The 20,031-nt window shown below is 65.7% G+C and carries 22 protein-coding genes; 12 read left to right on the forward strand and 10 right to left on the reverse strand.

Translation table 11 applies throughout. The features are described 5' to 3' along the window. Position 1 precedes the first annotated feature (1 nt). Positions 2-940 (reverse strand): LysR family transcriptional regulator, encoded by a 939-nt coding sequence (locus tag WS57_RS00525; protein ID WP_040130808.1) that lies wholly within the window; start codon positions 938-940, stop codon positions 2-4. A gap of 152 nt (positions 941-1,092) precedes the next feature. Continuing rightward, complete coding sequence (gene hmpA, locus WS57_RS00530; protein WP_069243612.1) at positions 1,093-2,304, reverse strand: NO-inducible flavohemoprotein; 1,212 nt, start codon at positions 2,302-2,304, stop codon at positions 1,093-1,095. Positions 2,305-2,707: 403 nt separating this feature from the next. Between hmpA and WS57_RS00535 the strand changes: the two genes are divergently transcribed. The 3 genes from WS57_RS00535 to WS57_RS00545 all read left to right on the forward strand — a co-directional run bounded on the left by WS57_RS00535 (position 2,708) and on the right by WS57_RS00545 (position 4,211). Continuing rightward, on the forward strand, positions 2,708-3,418 hold the full coding sequence (locus WS57_RS00535; RefSeq protein WP_009689010.1) for an MgtC/SapB family protein: 711 nt from the start codon (positions 2,708-2,710) through the stop codon (positions 3,416-3,418). A gap of 71 nt (positions 3,419-3,489) precedes the next feature. Next, positions 3,490-3,915, forward strand: a complete 426-nt coding sequence (locus WS57_RS00540; protein WP_059513038.1) for a CBS domain-containing protein — start codon at positions 3,490-3,492, stop codon at positions 3,913-3,915. A gap of 26 nt (positions 3,916-3,941) precedes the next feature. Beyond that, positions 3,942-4,211, forward strand: a complete 270-nt coding sequence (locus WS57_RS00545; protein ID WP_009689012.1) for a DUF2934 domain-containing protein — start codon at positions 3,942-3,944, stop codon at positions 4,209-4,211. A 49-nt stretch (positions 4,212-4,260) separates the two neighbouring features. Here WS57_RS00545 and WS57_RS37500 read toward each other — a convergent pair whose 3' ends face one another. Next, positions 4,261-4,398 (reverse strand): hypothetical protein, encoded by a 138-nt coding sequence (locus WS57_RS37500; protein ID WP_167361709.1) that lies wholly within the window; start codon positions 4,396-4,398, stop codon positions 4,261-4,263. A gap of 296 nt (positions 4,399-4,694) precedes the next feature. On the opposite strand from WS57_RS37500, the gene WS57_RS00550 reads away from it, so the two are divergent. Next, on the forward strand, positions 4,695-5,699 hold the full coding sequence (locus WS57_RS00550; protein WP_009689014.1) for an SDR family oxidoreductase: 1,005 nt from the start codon (positions 4,695-4,697) through the stop codon (positions 5,697-5,699). 169 nt (positions 5,700-5,868) lie between these two features. Here the strand turns inward: WS57_RS00550 and WS57_RS00555 are convergent, their stop codons facing one another. The 7 genes from WS57_RS00555 to WS57_RS00585 form a co-directional block, all read right to left on the reverse strand. Further along, positions 5,869-6,258: a carboxymuconolactone decarboxylase family protein gene (locus tag WS57_RS00555; protein WP_059516993.1), complete on the reverse strand. Its 390-nt coding sequence runs from the start codon at positions 6,256-6,258 to the stop codon at positions 5,869-5,871. Between the two features lie 14 nt (positions 6,259-6,272). After that, positions 6,273-7,685 (reverse strand): purine-cytosine permease family protein, encoded by a 1,413-nt coding sequence (locus WS57_RS00560; RefSeq protein ID WP_009689016.1) that lies wholly within the window; start codon positions 7,683-7,685, stop codon positions 6,273-6,275. Positions 7,686-7,783: 98 nt separating this feature from the next. Next, positions 7,784-9,253 carry an aldehyde dehydrogenase gene (locus WS57_RS00565; protein WP_059604900.1) on the reverse strand — a complete coding sequence of 490 codons (1,470 nt, stop codon included), beginning with the start codon at positions 9,251-9,253 and terminating at the stop codon, positions 7,784-7,786. 12 nt (positions 9,254-9,265) lie between these two features. Beyond that, positions 9,266-10,303: an LLM class flavin-dependent oxidoreductase gene (locus tag WS57_RS00570; RefSeq protein WP_009689019.1), complete on the reverse strand. Its 1,038-nt coding sequence runs from the start codon at positions 10,301-10,303 to the stop codon at positions 9,266-9,268. Between the two features lie 11 nt (positions 10,304-10,314). Continuing rightward, entirely contained in the window at positions 10,315-11,250 is a 936-nt protein-coding gene (locus WS57_RS00575; protein ID WP_009689020.1) for a flavin reductase, read from the reverse strand. Between the two features lies 1 nt (position 11,251). Next, positions 11,252-12,070, reverse strand: a complete 819-nt coding sequence (locus WS57_RS00580) for an alpha/beta fold hydrolase (RefSeq protein WP_059516985.1) — start codon at positions 12,068-12,070, stop codon at positions 11,252-11,254. Then, complete coding sequence (locus WS57_RS00585; protein ID WP_059516983.1) at positions 12,039-12,641, reverse strand: amino acid synthesis family protein; 603 nt, start codon at positions 12,639-12,641, stop codon at positions 12,039-12,041. Before WS57_RS00585 ends, WS57_RS00580 begins: the two co-directional genes overlap by 32 nt. A 110-nt stretch (positions 12,642-12,751) precedes the next feature. Between WS57_RS00585 and WS57_RS00590 the strand changes: the two genes are divergently transcribed. The 8 genes from WS57_RS00590 (at position 12,752) to WS57_RS00625 (ending at position 19,829) form a co-directional block, all read left to right on the forward strand. After that, entirely contained in the window at positions 12,752-13,042 is a 291-nt protein-coding gene (locus WS57_RS00590; RefSeq protein WP_009689023.1) for a DUF1330 domain-containing protein, read from the forward strand. A 133-nt stretch (positions 13,043-13,175) separates the two neighbouring features. Then, entirely contained in the window at positions 13,176-13,865 is a 690-nt protein-coding gene (locus WS57_RS00595; RefSeq protein ID WP_009689024.1) for a GntR family transcriptional regulator, read from the forward strand. 188 nt (positions 13,866-14,053) lie between these two features. Then, a complete protein-coding gene (locus WS57_RS00600; RefSeq protein WP_059516981.1) occupies positions 14,054-15,016 on the forward strand; it encodes a flavin reductase in 963 nt (320 codons plus the stop codon). A 98-nt stretch (positions 15,017-15,114) separates the two neighbouring features. Beyond that, positions 15,115-16,167, forward strand: a complete 1,053-nt coding sequence (locus tag WS57_RS00605; protein ID WP_059516979.1) for an ABC transporter substrate-binding protein — start codon at positions 15,115-15,117, stop codon at positions 16,165-16,167. Between the two features lie 141 nt (positions 16,168-16,308). Beyond that, the gene (locus tag WS57_RS00610; RefSeq protein ID WP_059516977.1) at positions 16,309-17,190 is read left to right on the forward strand and encodes an ABC transporter permease; all 882 of its coding nucleotides are present in this window, start codon (positions 16,309-16,311) and stop codon (positions 17,188-17,190) included. 1 nt (position 17,191) lies between these two features. Further along, the gene (locus tag WS57_RS00615) at positions 17,192-17,992 is read left to right on the forward strand and encodes an ABC transporter permease (RefSeq protein ID WP_009689029.1); all 801 of its coding nucleotides are present in this window, start codon (positions 17,192-17,194) and stop codon (positions 17,990-17,992) included. Between the two features lie 11 nt (positions 17,993-18,003). After that, positions 18,004-19,110, forward strand: a complete 1,107-nt coding sequence (locus tag WS57_RS00620) for an ABC transporter ATP-binding protein (protein ID WP_009689030.1) — start codon at positions 18,004-18,006, stop codon at positions 19,108-19,110. An 11-nt stretch (positions 19,111-19,121) separates the two neighbouring features. After that, positions 19,122-19,829 (forward strand): GntR family transcriptional regulator, encoded by a 708-nt coding sequence (locus WS57_RS00625; protein WP_009689031.1) that lies wholly within the window; start codon positions 19,122-19,124, stop codon positions 19,827-19,829. The last annotated feature ends 202 nt before the right edge of the window (positions 19,830-20,031 follow it).

A 20,031-nucleotide genomic window follows, 5' to 3' on the forward strand; every position in this document is an offset into this window, starting at 1 on the left:
CTCAGTCCTTCGCGGGCGGGCTATCGGGTTCGGACGGCGGCAGGTATTCCATGCCGTGCTCGACGTACAGGTCGTAGATGAGCTGCAGCATGCGCTCGAGGTCTTCGGACTGGTCGAGCATGCGCATGCTCATGATGATCGGCGACACGAGCTTCGCGTCGTCGAGATCCTTGTACTCGATATCGTCGCGCTTCAGCCCGTAGACGCTCTTCGGCACGATCGACACGCCTTCGCCTGCTGCGACGAGGCCGAGCGCGATCTGCAGCTCGCGCGTTTCCAGCACGCGCGCCGGCTTCAGCGAGCGATCGTGAAAGGCGGCCAGCACCTGGTCCGCATAGCTCGGGCGCGGCGCCTTCGGGAAGATGATCAGCGTTTCCTTCAGCAGGTCGTGCAGCGACACGACCGCTTTCGCCGCGCACAGCGGATGGCCGAGCGGCAGCGCGGCAATCAGCTGCTCCTCGCGCAGCACCACGCGCCGAATGCTCGGATCTTCGAGACGGATGCGGCCGAAGCCGACGTCGATGCGACCTTCCTTCAGCGCCTTGATCTGATCCATCGTCGACATCTCGTGCAGGCTCAGCTCGACTTCCGCGTACTTCTGGCGATACCGGCGAATGATCTTCGGCAGCATGCCGTACAGCGTCGAGCCGACGAAGCCGACCGACAGGCTGCGTTCGATCTTGCCGACGCGACGCGTCATCGATTCGAGTTCGGCTGTCTGCGCGAGCAGCTGCGCTGCATGCTGATAGAAGAAGCGCCCGGTTTCGGTCAGCTTCAGCGGGCGCGAGTTGCGTTCGAACAGCTGGACGTCGAGCATCTGCTCGAGCTGCTGGATCTGGCGGCTCAGCGGCGGTTGCGCGATATGCAGCCGCTGCGCGGCGCGGGTGAAGCTGCGCTCTTCGGCGACAGCCACGAAATAGCGCAGATGGCGTAACTCCATGTTTCCTGCCGTCGAAGGGTGGGCTGCAGCGAAGCCGCTGTGGGGCGATGCGTCGAATGAGCGCGTATTTTACTGTACTGCGAAGCTTTTGCGGCGACCAGCGTCGCTGTGCGAGCACGATCGTCGCGGCGCAGCCGGCCCGCTGCGCGCGCCTATTCCGCGAACAGGTCCGGCCCGAACACTTCGTAGTGAATCCGCGATTCGTGAATCCCGAGGTTCTTCAGTGCGTCGTGCTGCATCCGCATGAACGGCACCGGCCCGCAGATGTAGTAATCGGCGTCGGGCAGCAGAATCGCGCCCTTGATCGCGTTCACGTCGACCAGCCCCTTCAGGTCGTAATCCGTGCCTTCGATATCCTGCGGCAGCGGATCGTCGTAGAAGACGACGAGACTGAAATTCGCATAGGTGTTCGCAGTCTCGCGCAGCCGGTCGCGCATCGCATGCACGCCGCTGTTGCGTGCGCCGTGCACGAATACGACCTGCCGCTGCGGATCCTGGATCGCGCGCTTGAGCATGCTGATCATCGGCGTCAGCCCGACGCCGCCGCTGATCAGCACGATCGGCGTTTTCGCGTCGACGTCGATATGGAAGCTGCCGTAAGGCGCCGCCACCTTGATCTCGTCGCCGACGTTCACGTGGTCGTGCAGCAGGCACGACACATAGCCGGGCGGATAGGCGCCGCCGCTTTCGCGCTTCACCGAGATCCGGTACGTGTGCCCGTTCGGCATGTCCGACAGGCTGTACTGGCGAATCTGCTGCAGGCCGAGGTCGGGTACGTCGACCGCGACACTGATGTACTGGCCCGGTTCGAAATTCGCGACCGGCTGGCCGTCGGCCGGCGCCAGGATGAACGACGTGATCACGCTGCTTTCGGGCCGCTTCTCGCGCACGATGAAGGTGCGCCAGCCGGTCCAGCCGCCGAGCTGCGCGGACGAGCGCTCGTACAGCCCGCTTTCCATGCCCATCAGCACGTCGGCGAGATTGCCGTAGGCCTGCGCCCACGCGGAGATGAGGTCGTCGGTGGCCGCGTCGCCGAGCGTCTCCTTGATCGCGGCGAGCAGGTGTTCGCCGACGATCGGGTAGTGCTCGGGACGCACGCCGAGGCTCGCGTGCTTGTTCGCGATGTTCTTCAGCACGGCCGCGAGACTGCCCGGATCCTCGATGTTTTCCGCATATGCGTAGACGGCGCGCGCGAGCGCCTGCTGCTGCTGTCCCTGTTCCTGGTGCGCCATGTTGAACACGTTCTTCAGTTCCGGATGCGCGGCGAACAGGCGCGTGTAGAAGCATTTGATGATGTCGTAGCCGTGTTGCGCGAGGACGGGGGCCGTGGCCTTGACGATGTCTTTCGTTTTCTGCGTGAGCATGGTCGAACTCCTTCGTAAGGGCGCTTCGAGCGTGGGATTGCCGCCGCGGCGACGCCGGCACGACGATCGGCTGGCGCCGGGCACCGCATCCCGGCTGGCGTCCCGGAATGGTCGTCGGATGGCGTGGCCGGGTGTCGGCCGACCGACCGCTCGCCGCGCATCCGCCATACCCGGCGCCGGTATCCGGCCCTATTCCTCCATACCGTCGCGCGCACGCCGGCACGCATGCCGACGCATGCGTGTGCTTCGCGGAGCGCCCCCTTTCTACAATTCCGCCCGAACCGCTACACGATGCGCGCGCATGCACCGTGTGACCGGGACAGCAGGCCCGATCCTTGCGTCCGGCAAGCGTCGTCGGCGGCGTTCGCGCCCCGACGGACGACGATTTGCACGGGAGGCGCGTATGGAACTGATGCCGATCGAACTGCAGTGGCACGACGTCCTCGTCCGGATCGTGCTGGCGCTCGTCGCGGGCGGGCTGGTCGGCCTCGACCGCAGCGAATCCGGCAAGACGGCCGGACTGCGCACGACGATCCTCGTCTGTCTCGCCGCATGCCTGTCGATGCTCCAGGTCAATGCGCTGCTGCTGCAGGCGGGCAAGCCGGAGGGCGCGTTCTCGGTGCTCGACCTGATGCGGCTGCCGCTCGGCATCCTGACCGGGATGGGCTTCATCGGCGGCGGCGCGATCCTGCATCGCGACGGCCTGGTGTCCGGCGTCACCACGGCCGCGACGCTGTGGTTCGTCACCGTCATCGGACTCTGCATCGGCGGCGGCCAGTTGTGGCTCGGCACGCTCGGGCTGGTGCTCGCGCTGCTGGTCGTCTGGCCGCTGCGATGGGTCGAGCAGCGTCTGCGGCGCGTCAGGACCGCGCTCGTGAAGGTCGAGTTTCCGCTCGGCTCGGCGGCGCGCGAACAGCTGGCCGCGAAGCTGCACGACGCGGGTTTCACGTGCCGGACGCGGAGCTTTTGCGAAACGGCGGCGCGCGCGGTGCGCGAGGAAGAGCTGCTCGTGCAGTGGCGCGAAGCGGCCGACACCGACCTGAAGCTGAAACAGCTGATGCGGGTCGTCGAGTCGGCCGGCCTGACGTCGGTCCGCTGCTCCGAGGAAAACTGACCGGCGCGGCGGCCGGAACGCGCGATGCTCGTGCAGCAGGCCGCGATGGGCGGCTGACCAAGGAGCGAAACATGACATGTGTATCGGAAGTGATGACGCGCGACGCCGCGACCATCGGCCCGACGCAGAGCCTGCGCGAGGCGGCGAAGCTGATGAGCGAGCTGAACGTCGGCGCGCTGCCCGTCTGCGACGGCACCCGGCTGATCGGCATGCTGACGGATAGGGACATCGTCGTGCGTGCGGTGTCGATGGGCGTGCCGCCCGACGAGCGTGTCGAGGGCGTCGTCAGCGGACCCGCGAACTGGTGTTACGAGGACGACGACATTTCGGCGGTGCAGAAGAAGATGGAAGACGCGCAGATTCGCCGCGTCCCGGTGGTGGACCGGCAGAAGCGGCTGGTCGGCATCGTCGCGCTCGGCGACCTCGCCACTGCCGCGGACGGCGGGATGTCGTCGACGCTCGGCGCGGTGTCGGCGCCGTCGCGGCCGGATCGCTGATCGTTATGGCAAACAAGGAGAACCTCATGAACGAAGACAGGGAAACGCAGATCCGCGAGCGCGCGTACCGCTTGTGGCAGGCGGACGGCGAGCCGGACGGCCGGGCCGACGAATACTGGCAGCGCGCCGAGCGGCAGCTCGATGCGCAGGGCGACGGCGCGGACGCCCTCGCCGAGCCGGCGGCGGAAGTGCCCGCCGATCAGTCCGCGAAGCGCCGCATCCCGGGCGAGCCGCTGCAGGACATCGACGCCGTGCCGGCCAGCGAGGCTGCGCGCGAGAAGCGGCGCACGCGGTGAACCGCGGCGAGTGGCGAGCCGGTAAAGCGATGCGCGCGTGCGCGACCGGCTAGCCGTCCTCGCCCACCTCGACGGGATCCGGCAGGTCGGGCAACTCGTCGTGACGCGTGTCGTCGCGTTCCGGCGACGGCAGGTCCGGCATGGCGGTCGTGTCGTCGTCGTTCGGTGTCGGGTGGGTCGCGCTCATGATCGTCCTCCTCGGTGTCGAAAGGGCGCCGGCGCGCAGCCGGCATGCAGTCGTCGAGCATTGCGCGTGCCGCGCTCGGCGCGTGCCGCGCTCGGCGCGCGGCGCGCCCGGCGGCGTTGCGACGCGCATGGACGCGGGTGTGCCGGATGACGCGCCGCTTGTAATTTGTGGAGCGGATGCGTCGGCCGGCGTGCCGGCGGGGCACTCCGACGGCGGCATATCGCTTGCTGCGGCGGGATCGTCGGCCGCATCGGCGCGTCTCGTTTTCATTCCCCCTACACGTACCGGAGTCCATCATGTCGTCAGACGAAGTTTCCGAATCCCGTCGCAAGTGGATGCAAGGCACGACGGCCGGACTGGTCGCCAGCGTCGCGCTGCCGACGATCGCGCAGACGGGCGGGCCGCCCGACGCGGGCGACACGGCGCCGCGCGATCCGCGCCCGCTCTATCCGCATGCGCCGTTTCCGCAGCAGCAGCAGCCATGGCCGGGTCTCGCGGGCCGCATGACGCCGCGTCCCGATCACGGCGAGCGCAGCTATCGCGGCAGCGGGCGGCTCGACGGCCGCAAGGCGCTGATCACGGGCGGCGACTCGGGCATCGGCCGCGCGGTGGCGATCGCGTTCGCCAGGGAAGGCGCGGACGTCGCGATCGTCTATCTGCCCGACGAAGAACCCGATGCGCGCGAAGTCGTGGAGCTCATTCGCAGCGCGGGGCGCAAGGCCGTGCCGCTGGCCGTCGACATTCGCAGCGAAGGCGCGTGCAACGGGCTGGTGGAGCGTGCTGTGGCCGGGCTCGGCGGGCTCGACATTCTCGTGAACAACGCGGGCCGTCAGCAGAGTCACGACTCGATCCTCGACATCAGTACGGAGCAGTTCGACTGGACGCTGCGCACCAACCTGTACGCGATGTTCTGGATCACGCGGGCCGCCATTCCGCACATGCCGCCCGGTTCGGCGATCGTCAACACGACCTCGGTCAATGCGTACGAACCGTCGGCGAACCTGCTCGACTACGCGATGACGAAAGCCGCGATCGCCAATTTCTCGAAGGGGCTCGCGAAGCAGATGATCAAGCGCGGGATCCGCGTCAACGGCGTCGCGCCGGGGCCATTCTGGACGCCGCTGCAGGTCAGCGGCGGACAGACCACGCACAACGTCGAGACGTTCGGCGAGCAGGTGCCGATGGGGCGGCCGGGGCAACCGGCCGAGATCGCGTCGATCTATGTCGAGCTGGCGTCGTCGCGCGCGAGCTACGTGACGGGACAGATCTATGGGGTGTCGGGCGGGGCGGGGCAGCCTTAGGCGGATCGCGGGGGTGGAGGGCGGGAAAGGGGGCTTGCCCCTTTCTCGAACGGGAAGATGAGGCAGAAGGCGGGAGCGGCGCGACCGGGTTTGCGGGACGCGATGCGGAATCTGTCCGGATCGCGTCCCGCGGCCAGTTTCCCGATTCACCCGTTCTCGAGCGGTCCGCTTATTTCAATGCTCCTTCGGCTACCAGCACTTCATGTGCGGCCTTGAACGCGCTCAAGCCATGCGGAATACCCGAATAAGCGGTCGCATGCAGCAGCGTCGCTTTGATCTCGTCGACGCTCACGCCGTTGTTGAGTGCGCCCTTCACGTGCAGCTTCAGTTCGTTCGTATGGCCGCCGGCAGTCAGCATCGCGAGGTTCAGCAGGCTGCGCGTCTTGCGGTCGAGCGTGTCGTCGCCCCATGCCCATCCCCACGCCCACGCGGTGGTGGCGCGCTGGAACGCCATCATGAAGGCATCGGCTTTCTCCATCGATGCATCGACATATTCGGGGCCGAGCACTTCGCGGCGGATCGGCAAGCCTTTCTGAAACAGCGCGTCGTCTTCATTCATGATCGATTCCATCGTTAATCCAGAGCGCCGGCGCCGGCCGGGCACTGGTTGCGGGAGCGCGAACCGTCCTTCGAAGCGAACAGGTAGCACACCAGTGCGGTGGCGGCGAGGCCCACCATCCATGACACGTCTGCGCCGCCGGCAATCGACGCCCAAGGGCCATGGAAGAAGCTCTCCTCCATGAACGGCACCTGCACCGCAATCCCGAACACGTAGATCGCGATCGCCCTGACGTTGAACGCACCGTACACGCCGCCGTTGCTGCCGACGATTTCCGCGACCCGGTAATGGCGGTTATTGACGAGATAGAAGTCGATCAGGTTGATCGCGATCCACGGCGCCAGCACGATGCGCAGCGCGAAAATTGCGTTCAGGAAGATCGCGATGAAGTTGCTCGACGCCCACAGCGCGGTCGCGGTCGACGCCACCAGCAGCACCGCCGACACGGCGACGCGCACGTTGCGCCCCGGCACCCAGTGCGGGCGGAACGTCTGCGCGGCGGTGATGAACGACAGCACCGCGCCGTACAGGTTCATCCCGTTGTGGCCGATGATGTTGACGAGAAACAGGAAGATCAGCACGTAGCCGAACGCGCCGGTCTGCTCGCGGACCGCCTGCATCGCGTCGATCGAATGTCCGGTGCTGACTGCGAGCACGCCGAACAGGAATGCGAAGATCGTGCCCAGCGACGTGCCGAAATACGTGTATGCGAACGTCTTCCCGAACCCGGCGGCGGTCGGCAGATAGCGTGAGTAGTCGGACGTATAGGGCGCGAAGCTGATCTGCCAGACCGCGCACAGTCCGAACATCGCGAACCAGTTCGCGAAATCGAAATGCCCGCGCTCGAAGATCCGTGCATCGAGCGCCGGCGCCATCAGCGCGATGCCGATCAGCAGGGCGCCGCCCATGAACCACGCGCCGATCTTGTTGAAGCGATGAATGAAGTGGCAGCCGATCACGCCCACCAGCGTCGCGAGCACCGCGCCGACGACGGTCGCGGCGGGTACGGGTATCGTCGGCATGGCGGTGTGCAGTGTTTTGCCCGCGAGAATGATGTTCGACACGAAGAAGCCGAGGTAGATCAGCGTGGTGAACCCGACCACGAGCAGCGAGCCGTAGCGGCCGAACTGGGCGCGGCTCTGGATCATCTGCGGCACGCCGACGAGCGGCCCCTGCGCGGAAGTGAGCGCGTGGAAGATCGCGCCGAAGAATTGCCCGGCTGCGATCGCGAGAATCGCGCTGGTCAGATCGAGATGAAATACCAGAACCGACGTGGCGCCCGAGATCACGGCCAGCGGTGCGACGTTCGTGCAGAACCACAGGGTGAAGAGGTCGGCCGGCTTGCCGTGTCGTGCCTCCGGCGGAACATATTCGATCGAGTTGCTTTCGATGGCGAGAACGCCGCCGTCGCTGTCCTGCTTTGTCATGCTGTCTCCATCGTTATTGCCGGACCAAGCTGCGCCGCGCGCGCGCAGCTTGGTCTCTGCGGCTTATGAATCGATACGGCAGGTGAACGGATCGCCGTTCAGCGCATCACGAACGGGTCGCCGATCGGATCGTCCGACGTGCGCAGCCATACGGACTTCGTGGTCGTGTATTCGAGCGCGGCGCTCAGACCGCCTTCGCGGCCGTGTCCGGACAGGCCGAAGCCGCCGAACGGCACGAGCGGCGACACGGCCCGATACGTGTTGATCCACACGATGCCCGAGCGCACGCGCTTCGACACGCGGTGAGCACGCGTGAGACTGGTCGTGAAGATGCCGGCCGCGAGGCCGTACGCGGTGCTGTTCGCCTTGTCGATCGCTTCCTGCTCGGATTCGAACGTGTCGACCGACAGCACCGGGCCGAACAATTCGGTGGTGATGCTGTCGGCGTGCGCGACGCCGGTGCAGTCGAGGATCGTCGGCGCGTAGTAATACCCGTCGCGCGCCAGCTTTTTTCCGCCGGCGAGCACTTTCGCCCCCTGGCGCACCGAGCGCTCGACGACCGTCTCGATGTGGCGAAGCTGTCGCTCGGTACAGAGCGGGCCGTATTCGGTTTCCCGCTCGCCGGGGGAGCCGACGCGAATCCGCGATACGCGTTCCACTAGCAGCGCGAGGAATCGATCCTTGACGGACGCCTCGATCAGCAGGCGCGAGCCCGCGACGCAGCTCTGGCCGCTCGCCGCGAAGATCGCCGCGACTTGCGCATTCACCGCGCTCTGGATGTCGGTATCGGCGAACACGATGAACGGCGACTTGCCGCCGAGTTCGAGCGACACCTTGGCGAGGTTACCGGCCGTATTGCGTACGATGTGGCGCGCGGTCTCGGGGCCGCCGGTGAACGCGACCTTGTCCACATCGGGATGGCTGCTCAGCACCGCACCGCATTCCGGGCCGAAGCCCGTGACGACGTTGACGACACCGGGCGGGAAGCCGGCTTCGTGCACGACGCGCGCGAACTCGAGCAGCGGCCCCGGTGCTTCCTCGGATGCCTTCAGCACCACGGTGCAGCCGGCCGCGAGCGCGGGGCCGAGCTTGACCGCGGACAGGAACAGCTGGCTGTTCCACGGCACGATCGCGGCGACCACACCGACCGGCTGCCGCTCCAGCCATACCTGCATGTCGGGCTTGTCGACGGGGATGCTGCTGCCTTCGAGCTTGTCCGCGATGCCGGCGTAGTAGCGGTAATACTCGGCGACGTATGCAATCTGACTCGACGTTTCGCGGATGATCTTGCCGGTGTCGTTCGTTTCGATTTCGGCGAGCCGCGGTGCAGCCTGTTCGACGAGGTCCGCGAGCCGGTACAGCAGTTTGCCGCGCGCCGACGCGGTCAGACCTGCCCAGGCGCGATCGGTCAGTGCACGGCGGGCCGCCGCGACCGCACGATTCACTTCGTCCGTGCGGGCTTCCGGCATCTGCGCCCACACGGCGCCGGTCGCCGGATTGATGCTGCCGAAGGTCGTGGCGCCCGGTTCGAACCGCCCGTCGATATACAGTTGAAAATGTGCATTCATGACATCGCCCCCTTACCGGAACGCCGGCATCACGTCGCGGATCATCCGCTCGAGCGACGCCTTCTTGCGTTCGAAGCTCATGCCGGTGTCGATCCAGAACGAGTATTCGTCGAAGCCGAGCGCCTCATAGGCCTTGAGGCGCTCGATCACTTCGGCGGGCGTGCCGATCACGTTGTTCCTGCGCATCGCTTCCGGCGTGTAGAACGGGTGAGCGGCAATTTCGTCGCGGCTCAGCGGCTTGATCATCCCGCGGCTGACCGGACGCTCGTTCTTGAACCACGCGCCAAAGTAGTTGTAGAACACGTTGACTTCGTCGGCGGCCAGCTGCGCGTCGTCCTCGCTGCTCGCCACATAGGTGTGACGCAGCAGCATGATCTGCGGGCGCGGCACGTCGCTGTACTTCGCGCACGCGGCGTTGAAGTGGCCGACGAGCTTCTCGACTTCGTCGTCGCCGAGATGCAGCGGCGTGACCTGCACGTTACAGCCGTTGGCCACCGCGAACTCGTGGCTGTTCGGGTCGCGCGCGGCTACCCAGATCGGCGGATGTGGCTGCTGCAGCGGCAGCGGCGACGATGTCGTCGACGGGAACTTCCAGAATTCGCCGTCGTGCGCGTAATTGCCTTCCCACAGCTTCTTCACGGCCGGAATCAGCTCGCGCATGCGCTGGCCTGCGCTCCACGCGTCGAGACCCGGCATCAGGCGCTCGTATTCGAACGAGTAGGCGCCGCGCGCGATGCCGAGCTCGAGGCGCCCGCCCGAGATGATGTCCGTCATCGCGGCTTCGCCGGCGAGCTTGATCGGATGCCAGAACGGCGCGACGACCGTGCCCGTGCCGAGCCGTACGCGCTTCGTCTTGTTCGCGAGATCGGCGAGGTTGATGAACGGGTTCGGCGCGATCGTGAAATCCATGCCGTGGTGTTCGCCGGTCCAGACGGCGTGCATGCCGCCGCGATCGGCGATCTGGCACAGCTCGACCATCTCGTCGTACAGCTGCTTTTGGCTGGTCTGGTCGGAGACGCGCTCCATGTGAACGAAAAGCGAAAAACGCATGATGGGACCTTTCAGGAAAGAAGCGGACGGACGGTGCCGGTGCTGTGATCGCCGAAGTACAGGCCGTAACTCTTCAGCTGGCTCTCCTTGCGATAGCGTTCGAGCATGCTGGCGAGCGCGCTGTCCTGGAACGCGTCGGCGTCGAGATCGTCGAGGCTCACGAATTCGCCGGCGGCCGCCGCTTCATCCGGTGCGCTGCAGAGGAACGAGATGTACTGGTAGTGCGTCTCGGTATTGTTGTAGACCGAATAGATAAAGCTTGCCGATGCGTCGGGCTGGTATTGCCGGAAGAGTTCGGCGAGCGCCTTGTCGGCGCCTTCGCGGCCGATCTCCTTCGCGGGCAGTGTCCACTTGCCTTCGGCGGTGCGGATCATGAGCACCTTGTCGTCGCGCGCAATGATCGCGCTGACGACGACCTTCGGGCCCGCGATGACTTCGGTCGACAGCTTCGCCGGCGTGAAATAACCGCCGCGGTAGTAACCGAGCCCCGCGTAACCTGCCGAATGAAACGCCTCGACCTTGCCGACGATGATGGCGTGATCGCCCGCATCGATCACTTCGTGCGTCGTGCAGTCGAACCACGCGCTGACGTCGTCGATCAGCGGATTACGATGTGCGCTCAGATGCCAGCCGACGTTCGCGAAGCGGTCGTCGCTCGGGCGCGCGAACCTGTTCGACAGGTCCTTTTGCCCTTCCGCGAGGATGTTGATCGCAAAGTGACCGGCCGTGGAAAACGTCTGGAAATTGCTCGACGTCTTCGCGATGCTGACGAGCAGCAGTGCCGGATCCAGCGACACCGACGAGAACGAGTTCGCGGTAAAGCCGAGCGGCTGGCCGTCGTCGCGCACGGTGGTGACGATCGTCACGCCGGTCATGAAGGCGCCGAACGCATCGCGCAGTTCCCGCGTGTTGATGACCGGCATTTCCTGGCTGATTGCTTGGCTCATGTCACACTTCCGATTTCAGGGTTTCCGCCTGCGGCACGGTCTGCAGCCACGCGCGCAGCGCGCGATTGACTGTGTCGGGCGCGGTCAGGTTCACCATGTGACGCTCGCTCTCGATCACGACGGCCTTACCGTCTTGCGCGGCCTGCGCCATTTGCCGCGCCATCTCGGGCGTCGAATTCGGATCGTCCGATCCCGTCAGCACGAGGGCGGGGCACGCGATCCGGTGCCACGCGTCCGCGTAGACGTCGTCGCCGTTCGCGAAGGCGTGGTACGCGATCGCATAACCGGCGAGGTCGACCGACTGCAGCCACGATTGCACCTTTCGCGCGGCGGCCTGCTGCGCTTCTTCCGCATTGAACCAGCGCTTGAGCGGCGTATCGACGTCGACGGTGCCCGACCGCAATTCGGCGGCGCGTTGCAGCACGGCTTCGCGCGCCTGCTCGGTGCGGCGGTACACACCGTTCAGGACCGCCACGCGCTTGACGAGATCGGGGCGCGTGACGGCGACGCCGGCTGCGATCAACGAGCCCATCGAATGGCCGGCCAGGTTAACGGGGCCGACCTTCAGCGCGTCGATGAACTCGACCGCCCACTGCACGAATTGCGGCAACTCGGCGTCGTTGTCGAGCGGATCGCTCCTCCCGTGGCCCGGCATGTCGACGGAGATCACGCGAAAGTCGCGCGACAGGTCGTCGATCTGCGGATACCACGCGCTCGCCTGCATGCCGACCCCATGAATCAGCACCAGCGGTTCGCCGGCGCCCTGGTCGAGATAGTGGGCGACTCGGTTATTTGACAGCGGCAGGGTTCTTGACGTCATTTCCGAGCTCTGCGAGATCCTTGTAGCGGTCGCCGATGCGGTGATGCGGCCGGCCGGCGGTGGCGGCGCCGAGGGCAATGACGAGTTCGTCGGCGGCCGGCGCGTCCGGAATCGAGAACTGGAGCGTCAGGTAGTGCGAACGGCGGCCTTCGTCGTTCTTGTCCATCATCGGAATCAGCAGCGGCGCGTTGGCCGGGCCGCGCGTGTTGTTGAACGCGAGATACGACTTCGCGCCGACGGCCGTCCGATACGTATTGCCGAAATGCAGCGTGTGGATCAGCGCGGATGCGTGCTCGATCTCGCCGTCGAGACCGACGATCGCGCTCTTGCCGAACGCTTCGACGGCGTCGCCCGAACCGGCTTCGTCGAGGATCAGCTTCGTCAGGTGTTCGCTCAGTTGCGGTGCGAGCGCGCGAATCTCCGGCGACAGGTCCTCGACGTATCCGCGGCCCGCCCACGGGTTCTTGATCACGGCGACCGCGCCGATCATCTTCAGCGGTTTCGCAGCGACCTTGTCGCCATCCACGTACAGCGTTTCGACGTGGAGGACGGACTTCCGAATCAGGCTCATGGCACCTTCCTTTCATGCGTTGATTGTGAGATTCATTGTGGTATACCATGTTACGGCATGCCATGAGTGTTAACCCGTGTCTTGAAATTGCGCGAAAGCGGAGGTGAAAAATGAGTGCGTACTGGATTGCTCACGTGCAGGTGTTGGATCCCGTGAAGTACAAGGACTACACGGACCTCGCGCCGCAGGCGTTCAAGAAGTTCGGCGCTGTGTTCCTGGCACGCGGCGGCGCGTCGCAGACGCTCGAGGGCAACGCGTTCGAGCGCCACGTCGTGATCCGCTTTCCCGATATGGACACTGCGCTCGCGTGTTATCACTCACCGGAATACCAGGCGGCGAAGGCGAAGCGGGATGGACATTGCCGCGCACAGATCGCGATCGTCGAGGGGTTGGAGGGCTGAGCGGGCGATGTCGGCAGGCGCGCGGCGGGCGGGATGGAAAGCTCGCTGACAGTTAGGTCATAATATGGCATTCCATATTGGCGGCCGGTTCGTGGCCGGCTGCAGGCCCACACCGTTTCCAAGAGTGCCGTCCATGCAAGACCTGAAAATCGACCGCAATGCCAAGACCCTGCGCGAACTGACGCTCGACAAGCTGCGCGGCGCGATCGTGCAGGGCTATTTCCGACCGGGCGCACGGCTCGTCGAGCGCACGCTCTGCGACGAACTCGGCGTGAGTCGCACGGTGGTGCGCGAGGTGCTGCGGCATCTCGAGACGGAAGGGCTGGTCGAGACCGTGTCGCGGCAGGGGCCGGTGGTCGCGCGGCTCGATCCGGCGCAGGTGGGCGAGATCTATGAACTGCGCGGGCTGCTCGAAGCCAATGCCGCGCGTGCGTGCGCAGAGAGCGCCACACCCGAAGTCGTGCAGCGACTGCGCGAGAATCGCGCGGTGATCGAGGATGCGTTCGAGAAGGACGATCTGCCGCGCGTGCTCGAATACACCGAGCGCTTCTATGAAGCGCTGTTCGAGGCGGCCGGCAAGCAGGTGTCGCTGACGGTCGTCAAGACGCTTAACGCGCGCATCAACCGCCTGCGTGCGCTGACCATCGCGATGCCGGGGCGTGGCAGCGATTCCAATACCGAGATGAACCGCCTGCTCGACGCGATCGAGCGGCGCGACGGCGACGCAGCCGCGGCGGCATCGGCTGCACACATCAAGCGCGTGTCCGAGTTGGCACTGTCCGCGCTCGCGCAGCAGCAGGAAGAGGCCGTCGGCGATCGCTGACGGCACGCCGGCGCGGGCGTCGATACGCGCGATTCACCATGAAAGGCCGTCGGCACACCTGCCGGCGGCCTTTTGTTTCGTCTGTTGATTCGACTCATGGTATTCCATAATACAACGCCGCTCGTTGTAGCCCATAAGATGGCATACCATAATCTCATCGAGCGGCACAGCCATTACGGGAGGACGCCATGACCGAGTCGACAACCGAGTCCATCACGCAGCGGGCATTCGACGCGTCCGGCTTTCGCCGTGCGCTCGGCACATTCGTCACCGGCGTGACGGTCGTCACGACGATCCAGCCAGACGGTTCGCCGCGTGGCTTCACCGCGAATTCCTTCACGTCGGTGTCGCTCGATCCGCCGTTGATTCTCGTGTGCATCGCAAAGACGGCGTCGAGCCATCCGGTGTTCTCGGCCACGCAGCGTTTTGCGGTCAGCGTGCTCGCGGAAAACCAGACCGACGTGTCGGGCGTGTTCGCATCGAAAGCACAGGACAAATTCGCCCGGGTGCCGTGGGACACGCGCAAGACAGGTGCCCCGGTGATCCGGGATGCGGCCGCGAGCTTCGACTGCGTAACGCACGACGTGGTCGATGCGGGGGACCACATCATCCTGATCGGACGCGTGGTCGACTTCGCGCAGACAAGCGCGTCGCCGCTCGGCTATTGCCGCGGCGCGTACGTGAACTTCAGCCTGTCGCAGGAGGCGTTGTCCGCGGCGGGGCGCGCGCAGGTGGGCGCGATTCTCGAACATCGCGACGGGCTGGTGCTCGTCGATACGCCGCGCGGCCTGCGCCTGCCGACCGGCAGCCGGCTCGAACCGGCGAGCGATGCGGCGAGCCTGCGCGGCGTGCTGGCGAAACTCGGGCTCAACGCGCATCTCGACTTCCTGTTCGCCGTCTTCGAATCGGCCGGCGGCCGCGAGCCGGGCGTGCACATCTATTACCGCGGCCGCGTGATGCCCACCGGTTCGCCGTGGTTCGACAGCAGTATCCGCATCGTGCCGCTGTGGCAGGTTCCTTGGGACGAAATCGCCGATACCGCCGTGCGCTCGATGCTCGAGCGCTACGTGCGCGAACGCCGGCAGGACGCATATGGAATCTACGTTGGCGACGCGCAGGCCGGTACGGTCCAGCCGCTGGCTGTCGCATAACGGCATCGGCGGCGCGCGCTGCCGGACTGAGCACGCGTATTCGGAGGGCTGCCGTTCCGGTGGCCGCGAGCCGCACCCGTTTCACCTGGAGAGAGACCATGAGCAGCAGTAGCATCCCGCGTTTCGCAGCATCGCGTCTGGCATCGCAGCTTGCCTGTATCGCACCGTTGGCCGTTCTTTGCGCCGCACCGGCGCTCGCGGCGGAGCCGATCGTGTTCACGAGCTGGGGTGGCACGACCCAGTCGTCGCAGCAGAAGGACTGGGCGCAGCCGTTCACGCAGGCGAGCGGCATCAAGGTGCTGATGGACGGACCGACCGACTACGGCAAGCTCAAGGCGATGGTCGAAAGCGGCAACGTCAGCTGGGACGTGGTCGACGTCGAAGGCGACTTCGCGTATGCGGCGGAAAAGGCCGGGCTGATCGAGCCGATCGACTATTCCGTGGTGAAGAAGGCCGATCTCGACCCGCGCTTCGCGACGCCGTCCGCGGTGGGCAGTTTCTATTATTCGTTCGTACTCGGTTACAACAAGGCGAAGTACACGGGCGCGCAGCCGCAGAATTGGGCGGACCTGTTCGATACCACGCGCTTCCCGGGCAAGCGCACCTTCTACAAGTGGTCGGCGCCGGGTGTGCTCGAGATCGCGCTGCTTGCCGACGGCGTCGCGCCGAACAAGCTGTATCCGCTCGATCTCGACCGCGCGTTCAGGAAGCTCGATTCGATCAAGGGCGACATCGTCTGGTGGAGCGGCGGCGCGCAATCGCAGCAGCTGCTCGCGTCGGGCGAAGCGCCGATCGGCATGTTCTGGAACGGCCGCCTGCATGCGCTTGCGCAGACGGGCGTACCGGTCGGCATGTCGTGGAATCAGAACCTGACCGCCGCCGACATGCTCGTGATCCCGAAGGGGGCGAAGCATCGCGACGCGGCGATGAAGTTCCTGGCCGCCGCAACGAGCGCAGAGGCCCAGGCCAGGTTCGCCGCCAATACCGGCTATGCACCGATCAACGTGAAGTCGGCTGCGCTGATGCCGCCGGCGATCGCGAAAGCATTGCCCGACCAGTACAAGGGTTCGCAGATCAATCTCGACATGAAGTACTGGGCCGAGAACCGCGATGCGATCGCAAAGCGCTGGTACGCGTGGCAGTCGAAGTAAGCCGATGCGTCGCGTCGTACCGACCTGAACGCCATTCAGGATCCCGAACCGGATGGAACCGGCGCGGCAGAGCAACGAACCTGCATGGGGCCAGCGGAAACAGGCACTGAAGTGCCGGCGCCGGCCGACAAAGGAGACACCATGCCCAACGTATTGAGTACCGTCGCGCATCCTGCCGCGACGCCGCCGCGCAAGCGGCGCGACTGGCGCAGCATGCGGCTGCTGGCCCCTGCGATGCTGCTGCTCGTGATCTTTTTCCTGCTGCCGGTGCTGTCGCTGCTGTTGCGCAGCGTGCTCGAACCGACGCCCGGGCTGCACAACTACGAGCAACTGCTCGGCTCGACGACGTATGTGCGCGTGTTCGGCAATACGTTCGTCGTCGCGACGGTCGTGACGCTCGTCACCCTGATCGTCGGCTTTCCGATGGCGTGGCTGCTCGCCATCGCGCCGCGCAGGCTCAGTTCGGTCCTGTTCGCGATCCTGCTGTTGTCGATGTGGACGAACCTGCTCGCACGGACGTTCGCGTGGATGGTGCTGCTGCAGGGAACAGGGCCGATCAATCGCGCGCTGATGGCACTCGGCGTGATCCGCGAGCCGCTGTCGCTCGTGAACAACCTGACCGGCGTGACGATCGGCATGACCTACATCATGCTGCCGTTCCTCGTGATGCCGTTGCATGCAACGCTGCGCAGCATCGACCCGTCGACGCTGCGCGCAGCCGCGGTGTGCGGCGCGAGCCGTTGGCAGGCGTTCTGGCGGATCCTGGTGCCGCTCGCGATGCCCGGCGTGGCGTCCGGTGCGCTGATGGTGTTCGTCATGGCGCTCGGCTACTTCGTTACGCCGACGCTGCTGGGCGGGCCGTCGTACATGATGCTGGCTGAACTGATCGCGCAGCTGGTGCAGGAGCTGCTGAACTGGGGCCTCGCGGGGGCCGCGGCCTTCGTCCTGCTTGCCGTCACGCTTGCGCTCTATGCGTTGCAGCTGCGCTTCACCGGCAGCACAAACGCCGCCGGAGGTCGCTGACATGTTGCTCGATTTCGATCGCCTCGGCGCGCTGCGCTGGATCCTGGTGGCTGTGGGCGCGGCCGTTGCACTGTTCCTGCTGTTGCCGATCGTGTTTATCGTCGCGTTGTCGTTCGGCGATTCGCAATGGCTCATTTTCCCGCCGCCGGGCTGGACACTCGAATGGTATCGGCAGCTGTTTACCGACGCCGGCTGGATCGACTCGCTGCTGACCAGCGCGAAGCTGGCGATCATCGTCACGATGCTGTCCGTCGCGATCGGGTTTCTTGCCTCGCTGGCGCTCGTGCGCGGCAAGTTCCGCGGCCGCGAGGCGGTGCGGGGCTTTTTCCTGACGCCGATGGTGCTGCCCGTTGTCGTGCTCGCCGTTGCGCTCTATGCGTTCTTCCTGCGTATCGGGCTGAACGGCACGATGACCGGCTTCGTGATCGGCCACCTGATCATTGCGCTGCCGTTTTCGATCATCTCGATCAGCAATTCGCTCGTGAGCTTCGACACGGCGCTGGAAGATGCCGCGCTGATCTGTGGCGCATCGCCGCTCACGGTGAAGCTGCGCGTCACGCTGCCTGCCATCCGGCTCGGCCTGTTCGCCGCCGCGGTGTTCGCGTTCCTTGCGTCGTGGGACGAAGTCGTGGTGTCGATCTTCATGTCGAGCCCGACGCTGCAGACGCTGCCCGTACGGATCTGGGCGACGCTGCGGCAAGACCTGACTCCCGTCGTCGCGGCCGCGTCGTCGCTGCTCGTTGGACTGACGATCGTATTGATGCTGGCGGGCGCGGTGGTGCGCCGCGCACGCGCTCACTGAGGTAACACGCCATGACTGCTTTCCTGCAAATTCAGCGCCTGCGCAAGACCTACGATGACGTCGTCGCGATCGATCAGGTGTCGCTCGACGTGCGCAAGGGCGAATTCATGACTTTCCTCGGACCATCGGGTTCGGGCAAGAGCACCACGCTTTATATCGTCGCGGGCTTTCAGGCGCCGACTGACGGACGCGTGCTGCTCGACGGCAAGTCGCTGCTCTCGATTGCGCCGAACCAGCGCAACATCGGGATGGTGTTTCAGCGTTATACGCTGTTTCCCCACCTCACCGTGGGCGAGAACGTCGCGTTCCCGCTGCGCGTGCGGCGCCGGCCCGACGCGGAAGTCCGCGCCAAAGTGGAGCAGATGCTGAAGCTCGTGCATCTGTCCGAATGCCGTGACCGGATGCCTGCGCAACTCTCCGGCGGCCAGCAGCAGCGCGTCGCGATCGCGCGTGCGCTTGCCTACGATCCGCCCGTGCTGCTGATGGACGAGCCGCTGTCCGCGCTCGACAAGAAGCTGCGCGAGGAAATCCAGCTCGAACTGCGCCGCATTCACCAGGAAACCGGCGTGACGATTCTTTACGTCACGCACGACCAGGAGGAGGCGCTGCGTCTGTCGGACCGCATCGCCGTATTCAACCATGGCCGTATCGAGCAAGTCGGCACCGGCGAGGAACTGTATGCGAACCCGGCATCGCGCTTCGTCGCGAGCTTTATCGGCAACTCGAATTTCCTGCCGGTCAAGGTGACGAAGACGAGCGACGGCCGCATGGGCGGCGTGTTGCCGAACGGCCTCGAAATGGCGTCTGACATGTTCCATCCGACGCTTGCCGCCGGCGACGAAGGCGCGCTGATGATTCGTCCGGAACAGATGCGGATCAGTTCGCTGCAACACGCGGGCGGCGCAAGCGTTTCGAACGCCGGCGCGGGCCTGCCCGTCACGGTGCGCGATGTCACCTATCTCGGCGATGCGATGCACTACGCGGTCGCGACGCCGTGGCAGCAGGAAATCTCGATCCGCATGCCGGCCGCCCGTCGGCACGACGACGGCATCGCGATCGGTGCGCAGGCGCTCGTCGACTGGGATGCGCGCGACGTGCGCCTGTTCGCGCAAGCCTGATGGCGGCAGCCATGAGTCATGCACTGCCGTCACTGAAAGTCGAGCGGCCCACCGCCACGCTGCGGGAACTCGCGCTCGAGAAGATGCGCAGCGCGATTCTGGACGCGCATTTTCAGCCGGGCGAGCGGCTGATCGAGCGCTCGCTGTGCGAGATCCTCGGCGTGAGCCGTACTGTCGTGCGCGAGGTCTTGCGCCATCTGGAAACGGAGGGCCTTGTCGACTCGATACCGAACCAGGGGCCGATCGTCGCGGTCCTTGACTTCGATACGGCCGCCGAAATCTACGAGATACGCGCGCTGCTCGAAGGCGAGGCCGCGATGGCCTGCGCGCAGCATGCGGACGCGTCGCTCGTCGCGGATCTTTCGGCGTGCATCGACCGGATCCGGCAGGCGTTCGACACGCAGGATCATCAGGCGGTGAAGCAGCTTACCTCGGCGTTCTATGAGCGCATGTTCATCGCCGGGAAGAAGCACGTCGCATGGGAGATCGTGCAGACCTTGATCGCGCGCATCAACCGGCTGCGTGCGCTAACGATCGCTTCCGATGATCGCGGACACCAGGCTGTCGGGGAGATGCGGGAGATTCTCGCGGGCATTGCAGCCGGCAACGGGTTGGCGGCACGCGACGCAGCCGTCGCACACGTGGCTCGCGTGGCCGAGATCGCGGGCAGGCTGCTGGCCCATGGTCGGGAGGGCGAATCGTGGCGGCAGGTCGGGTAGCGCACATCGATGTGTCGCTGGCGGCGCCCTTACGCATTTATATTCCCAGGACGGAACGGACGCGGGATCGAACACGCTGTTGATCATCCCGCCCCGTTTTGACGCGCCTCGGCCCGCGTCCCGACCCAGCCACAAATAGCCGCCGGATAAGGTCCGGCACGCGTATCGGCAAGGTTCGCCGTCGTCCGTTGCGTCAGTCATC

This window comes from Burkholderia pseudomultivorans, assembly GCF_001718415.1.
GTDB classification, from domain to species: Bacteria; Pseudomonadota; Gammaproteobacteria; order Burkholderiales; family Burkholderiaceae; genus Burkholderia; species Burkholderia pseudomultivorans_A.

Bases quoted from the DNA above. Each gene is read 5' to 3' on its own strand.
- WS57_RS00565 (WP_059604900.1), bottom strand. From the start codon at position 9,253: ATGAATGCACATTTTCAACTGTATATCGACGGGCGGTTCGAACCGGGC.
- WS57_RS00545 (WP_009689012.1), top strand. From the start codon at position 3,942: ATGAACGAAGACAGGGAAACGCAGATCCGCGAGCGCGCGTACCGCTTG.
- WS57_RS00570 (WP_009689019.1), bottom strand. From the start codon at position 10,303: ATGCGTTTTTCGCTTTTCGTTCACATGGAGCGCGTCTCCGACCAGACC.
- WS57_RS00540 (WP_059513038.1), top strand. From the start codon at position 3,490: ATGACATGTGTATCGGAAGTGATGACGCGCGACGCCGCGACCATCGGC.
- WS57_RS00625 (WP_009689031.1), top strand. From the start codon at position 19,122: ATGAGTCATGCACTGCCGTCACTGAAAGTCGAGCGGCCCACCGCCACG.
- WS57_RS00525 (WP_040130808.1), bottom strand. From the start codon at position 940: ATGGAGTTACGCCATCTGCGCTATTTCGTGGCTGTCGCCGAAGAGCGC.
- WS57_RS00610 (WP_059516977.1), top strand. From the start codon at position 16,309: ATGCCCAACGTATTGAGTACCGTCGCGCATCCTGCCGCGACGCCGCCG.
- WS57_RS00590 (WP_009689023.1), top strand. From the start codon at position 12,752: ATGAGTGCGTACTGGATTGCTCACGTGCAGGTGTTGGATCCCGTGAAG.
- WS57_RS00535 (WP_009689010.1), top strand. From the start codon at position 2,708: ATGGAACTGATGCCGATCGAACTGCAGTGGCACGACGTCCTCGTCCGG.
- WS57_RS00580 (WP_059516985.1), bottom strand. From the start codon at position 12,070: ATGACGTCAAGAACCCTGCCGCTGTCAAATAACCGAGTCGCCCACTAT.
- WS57_RS00615 (WP_009689029.1), top strand. From the start codon at position 17,192: ATGTTGCTCGATTTCGATCGCCTCGGCGCGCTGCGCTGGATCCTGGTG.
- WS57_RS00555 (WP_059516993.1), bottom strand. From the start codon at position 6,258: ATGAATGAAGACGACGCGCTGTTTCAGAAAGGCTTGCCGATCCGCCGC.
- WS57_RS00600 (WP_059516981.1), top strand. From the start codon at position 14,054: ATGACCGAGTCGACAACCGAGTCCATCACGCAGCGGGCATTCGACGCG.
- WS57_RS37500 (WP_167361709.1), bottom strand. From the start codon at position 4,398: ATGAGCGCGACCCACCCGACACCGAACGACGACGACACGACCGCCATG.
- WS57_RS00595 (WP_009689024.1), top strand. From the start codon at position 13,176: ATGCAAGACCTGAAAATCGACCGCAATGCCAAGACCCTGCGCGAACTG.
- WS57_RS00620 (WP_009689030.1), top strand. From the start codon at position 18,004: ATGACTGCTTTCCTGCAAATTCAGCGCCTGCGCAAGACCTACGATGAC.
- WS57_RS00550 (WP_009689014.1), top strand. From the start codon at position 4,695: ATGTCGTCAGACGAAGTTTCCGAATCCCGTCGCAAGTGGATGCAAGGC.
- WS57_RS00605 (WP_059516979.1), top strand. From the start codon at position 15,115: ATGAGCAGCAGTAGCATCCCGCGTTTCGCAGCATCGCGTCTGGCATCG.
- WS57_RS00575 (WP_009689020.1), bottom strand. From the start codon at position 11,250: ATGAGCCAAGCAATCAGCCAGGAAATGCCGGTCATCAACACGCGGGAA.
- WS57_RS00560 (WP_009689016.1), bottom strand. From the start codon at position 7,685: ATGACAAAGCAGGACAGCGACGGCGGCGTTCTCGCCATCGAAAGCAAC.
- hmpA (WP_069243612.1), bottom strand. From the start codon at position 2,304: ATGCTCACGCAGAAAACGAAAGACATCGTCAAGGCCACGGCCCCCGTC.
- WS57_RS00585 (WP_059516983.1), bottom strand. From the start codon at position 12,641: ATGAGCCTGATTCGGAAGTCCGTCCTCCACGTCGAAACGCTGTACGTG.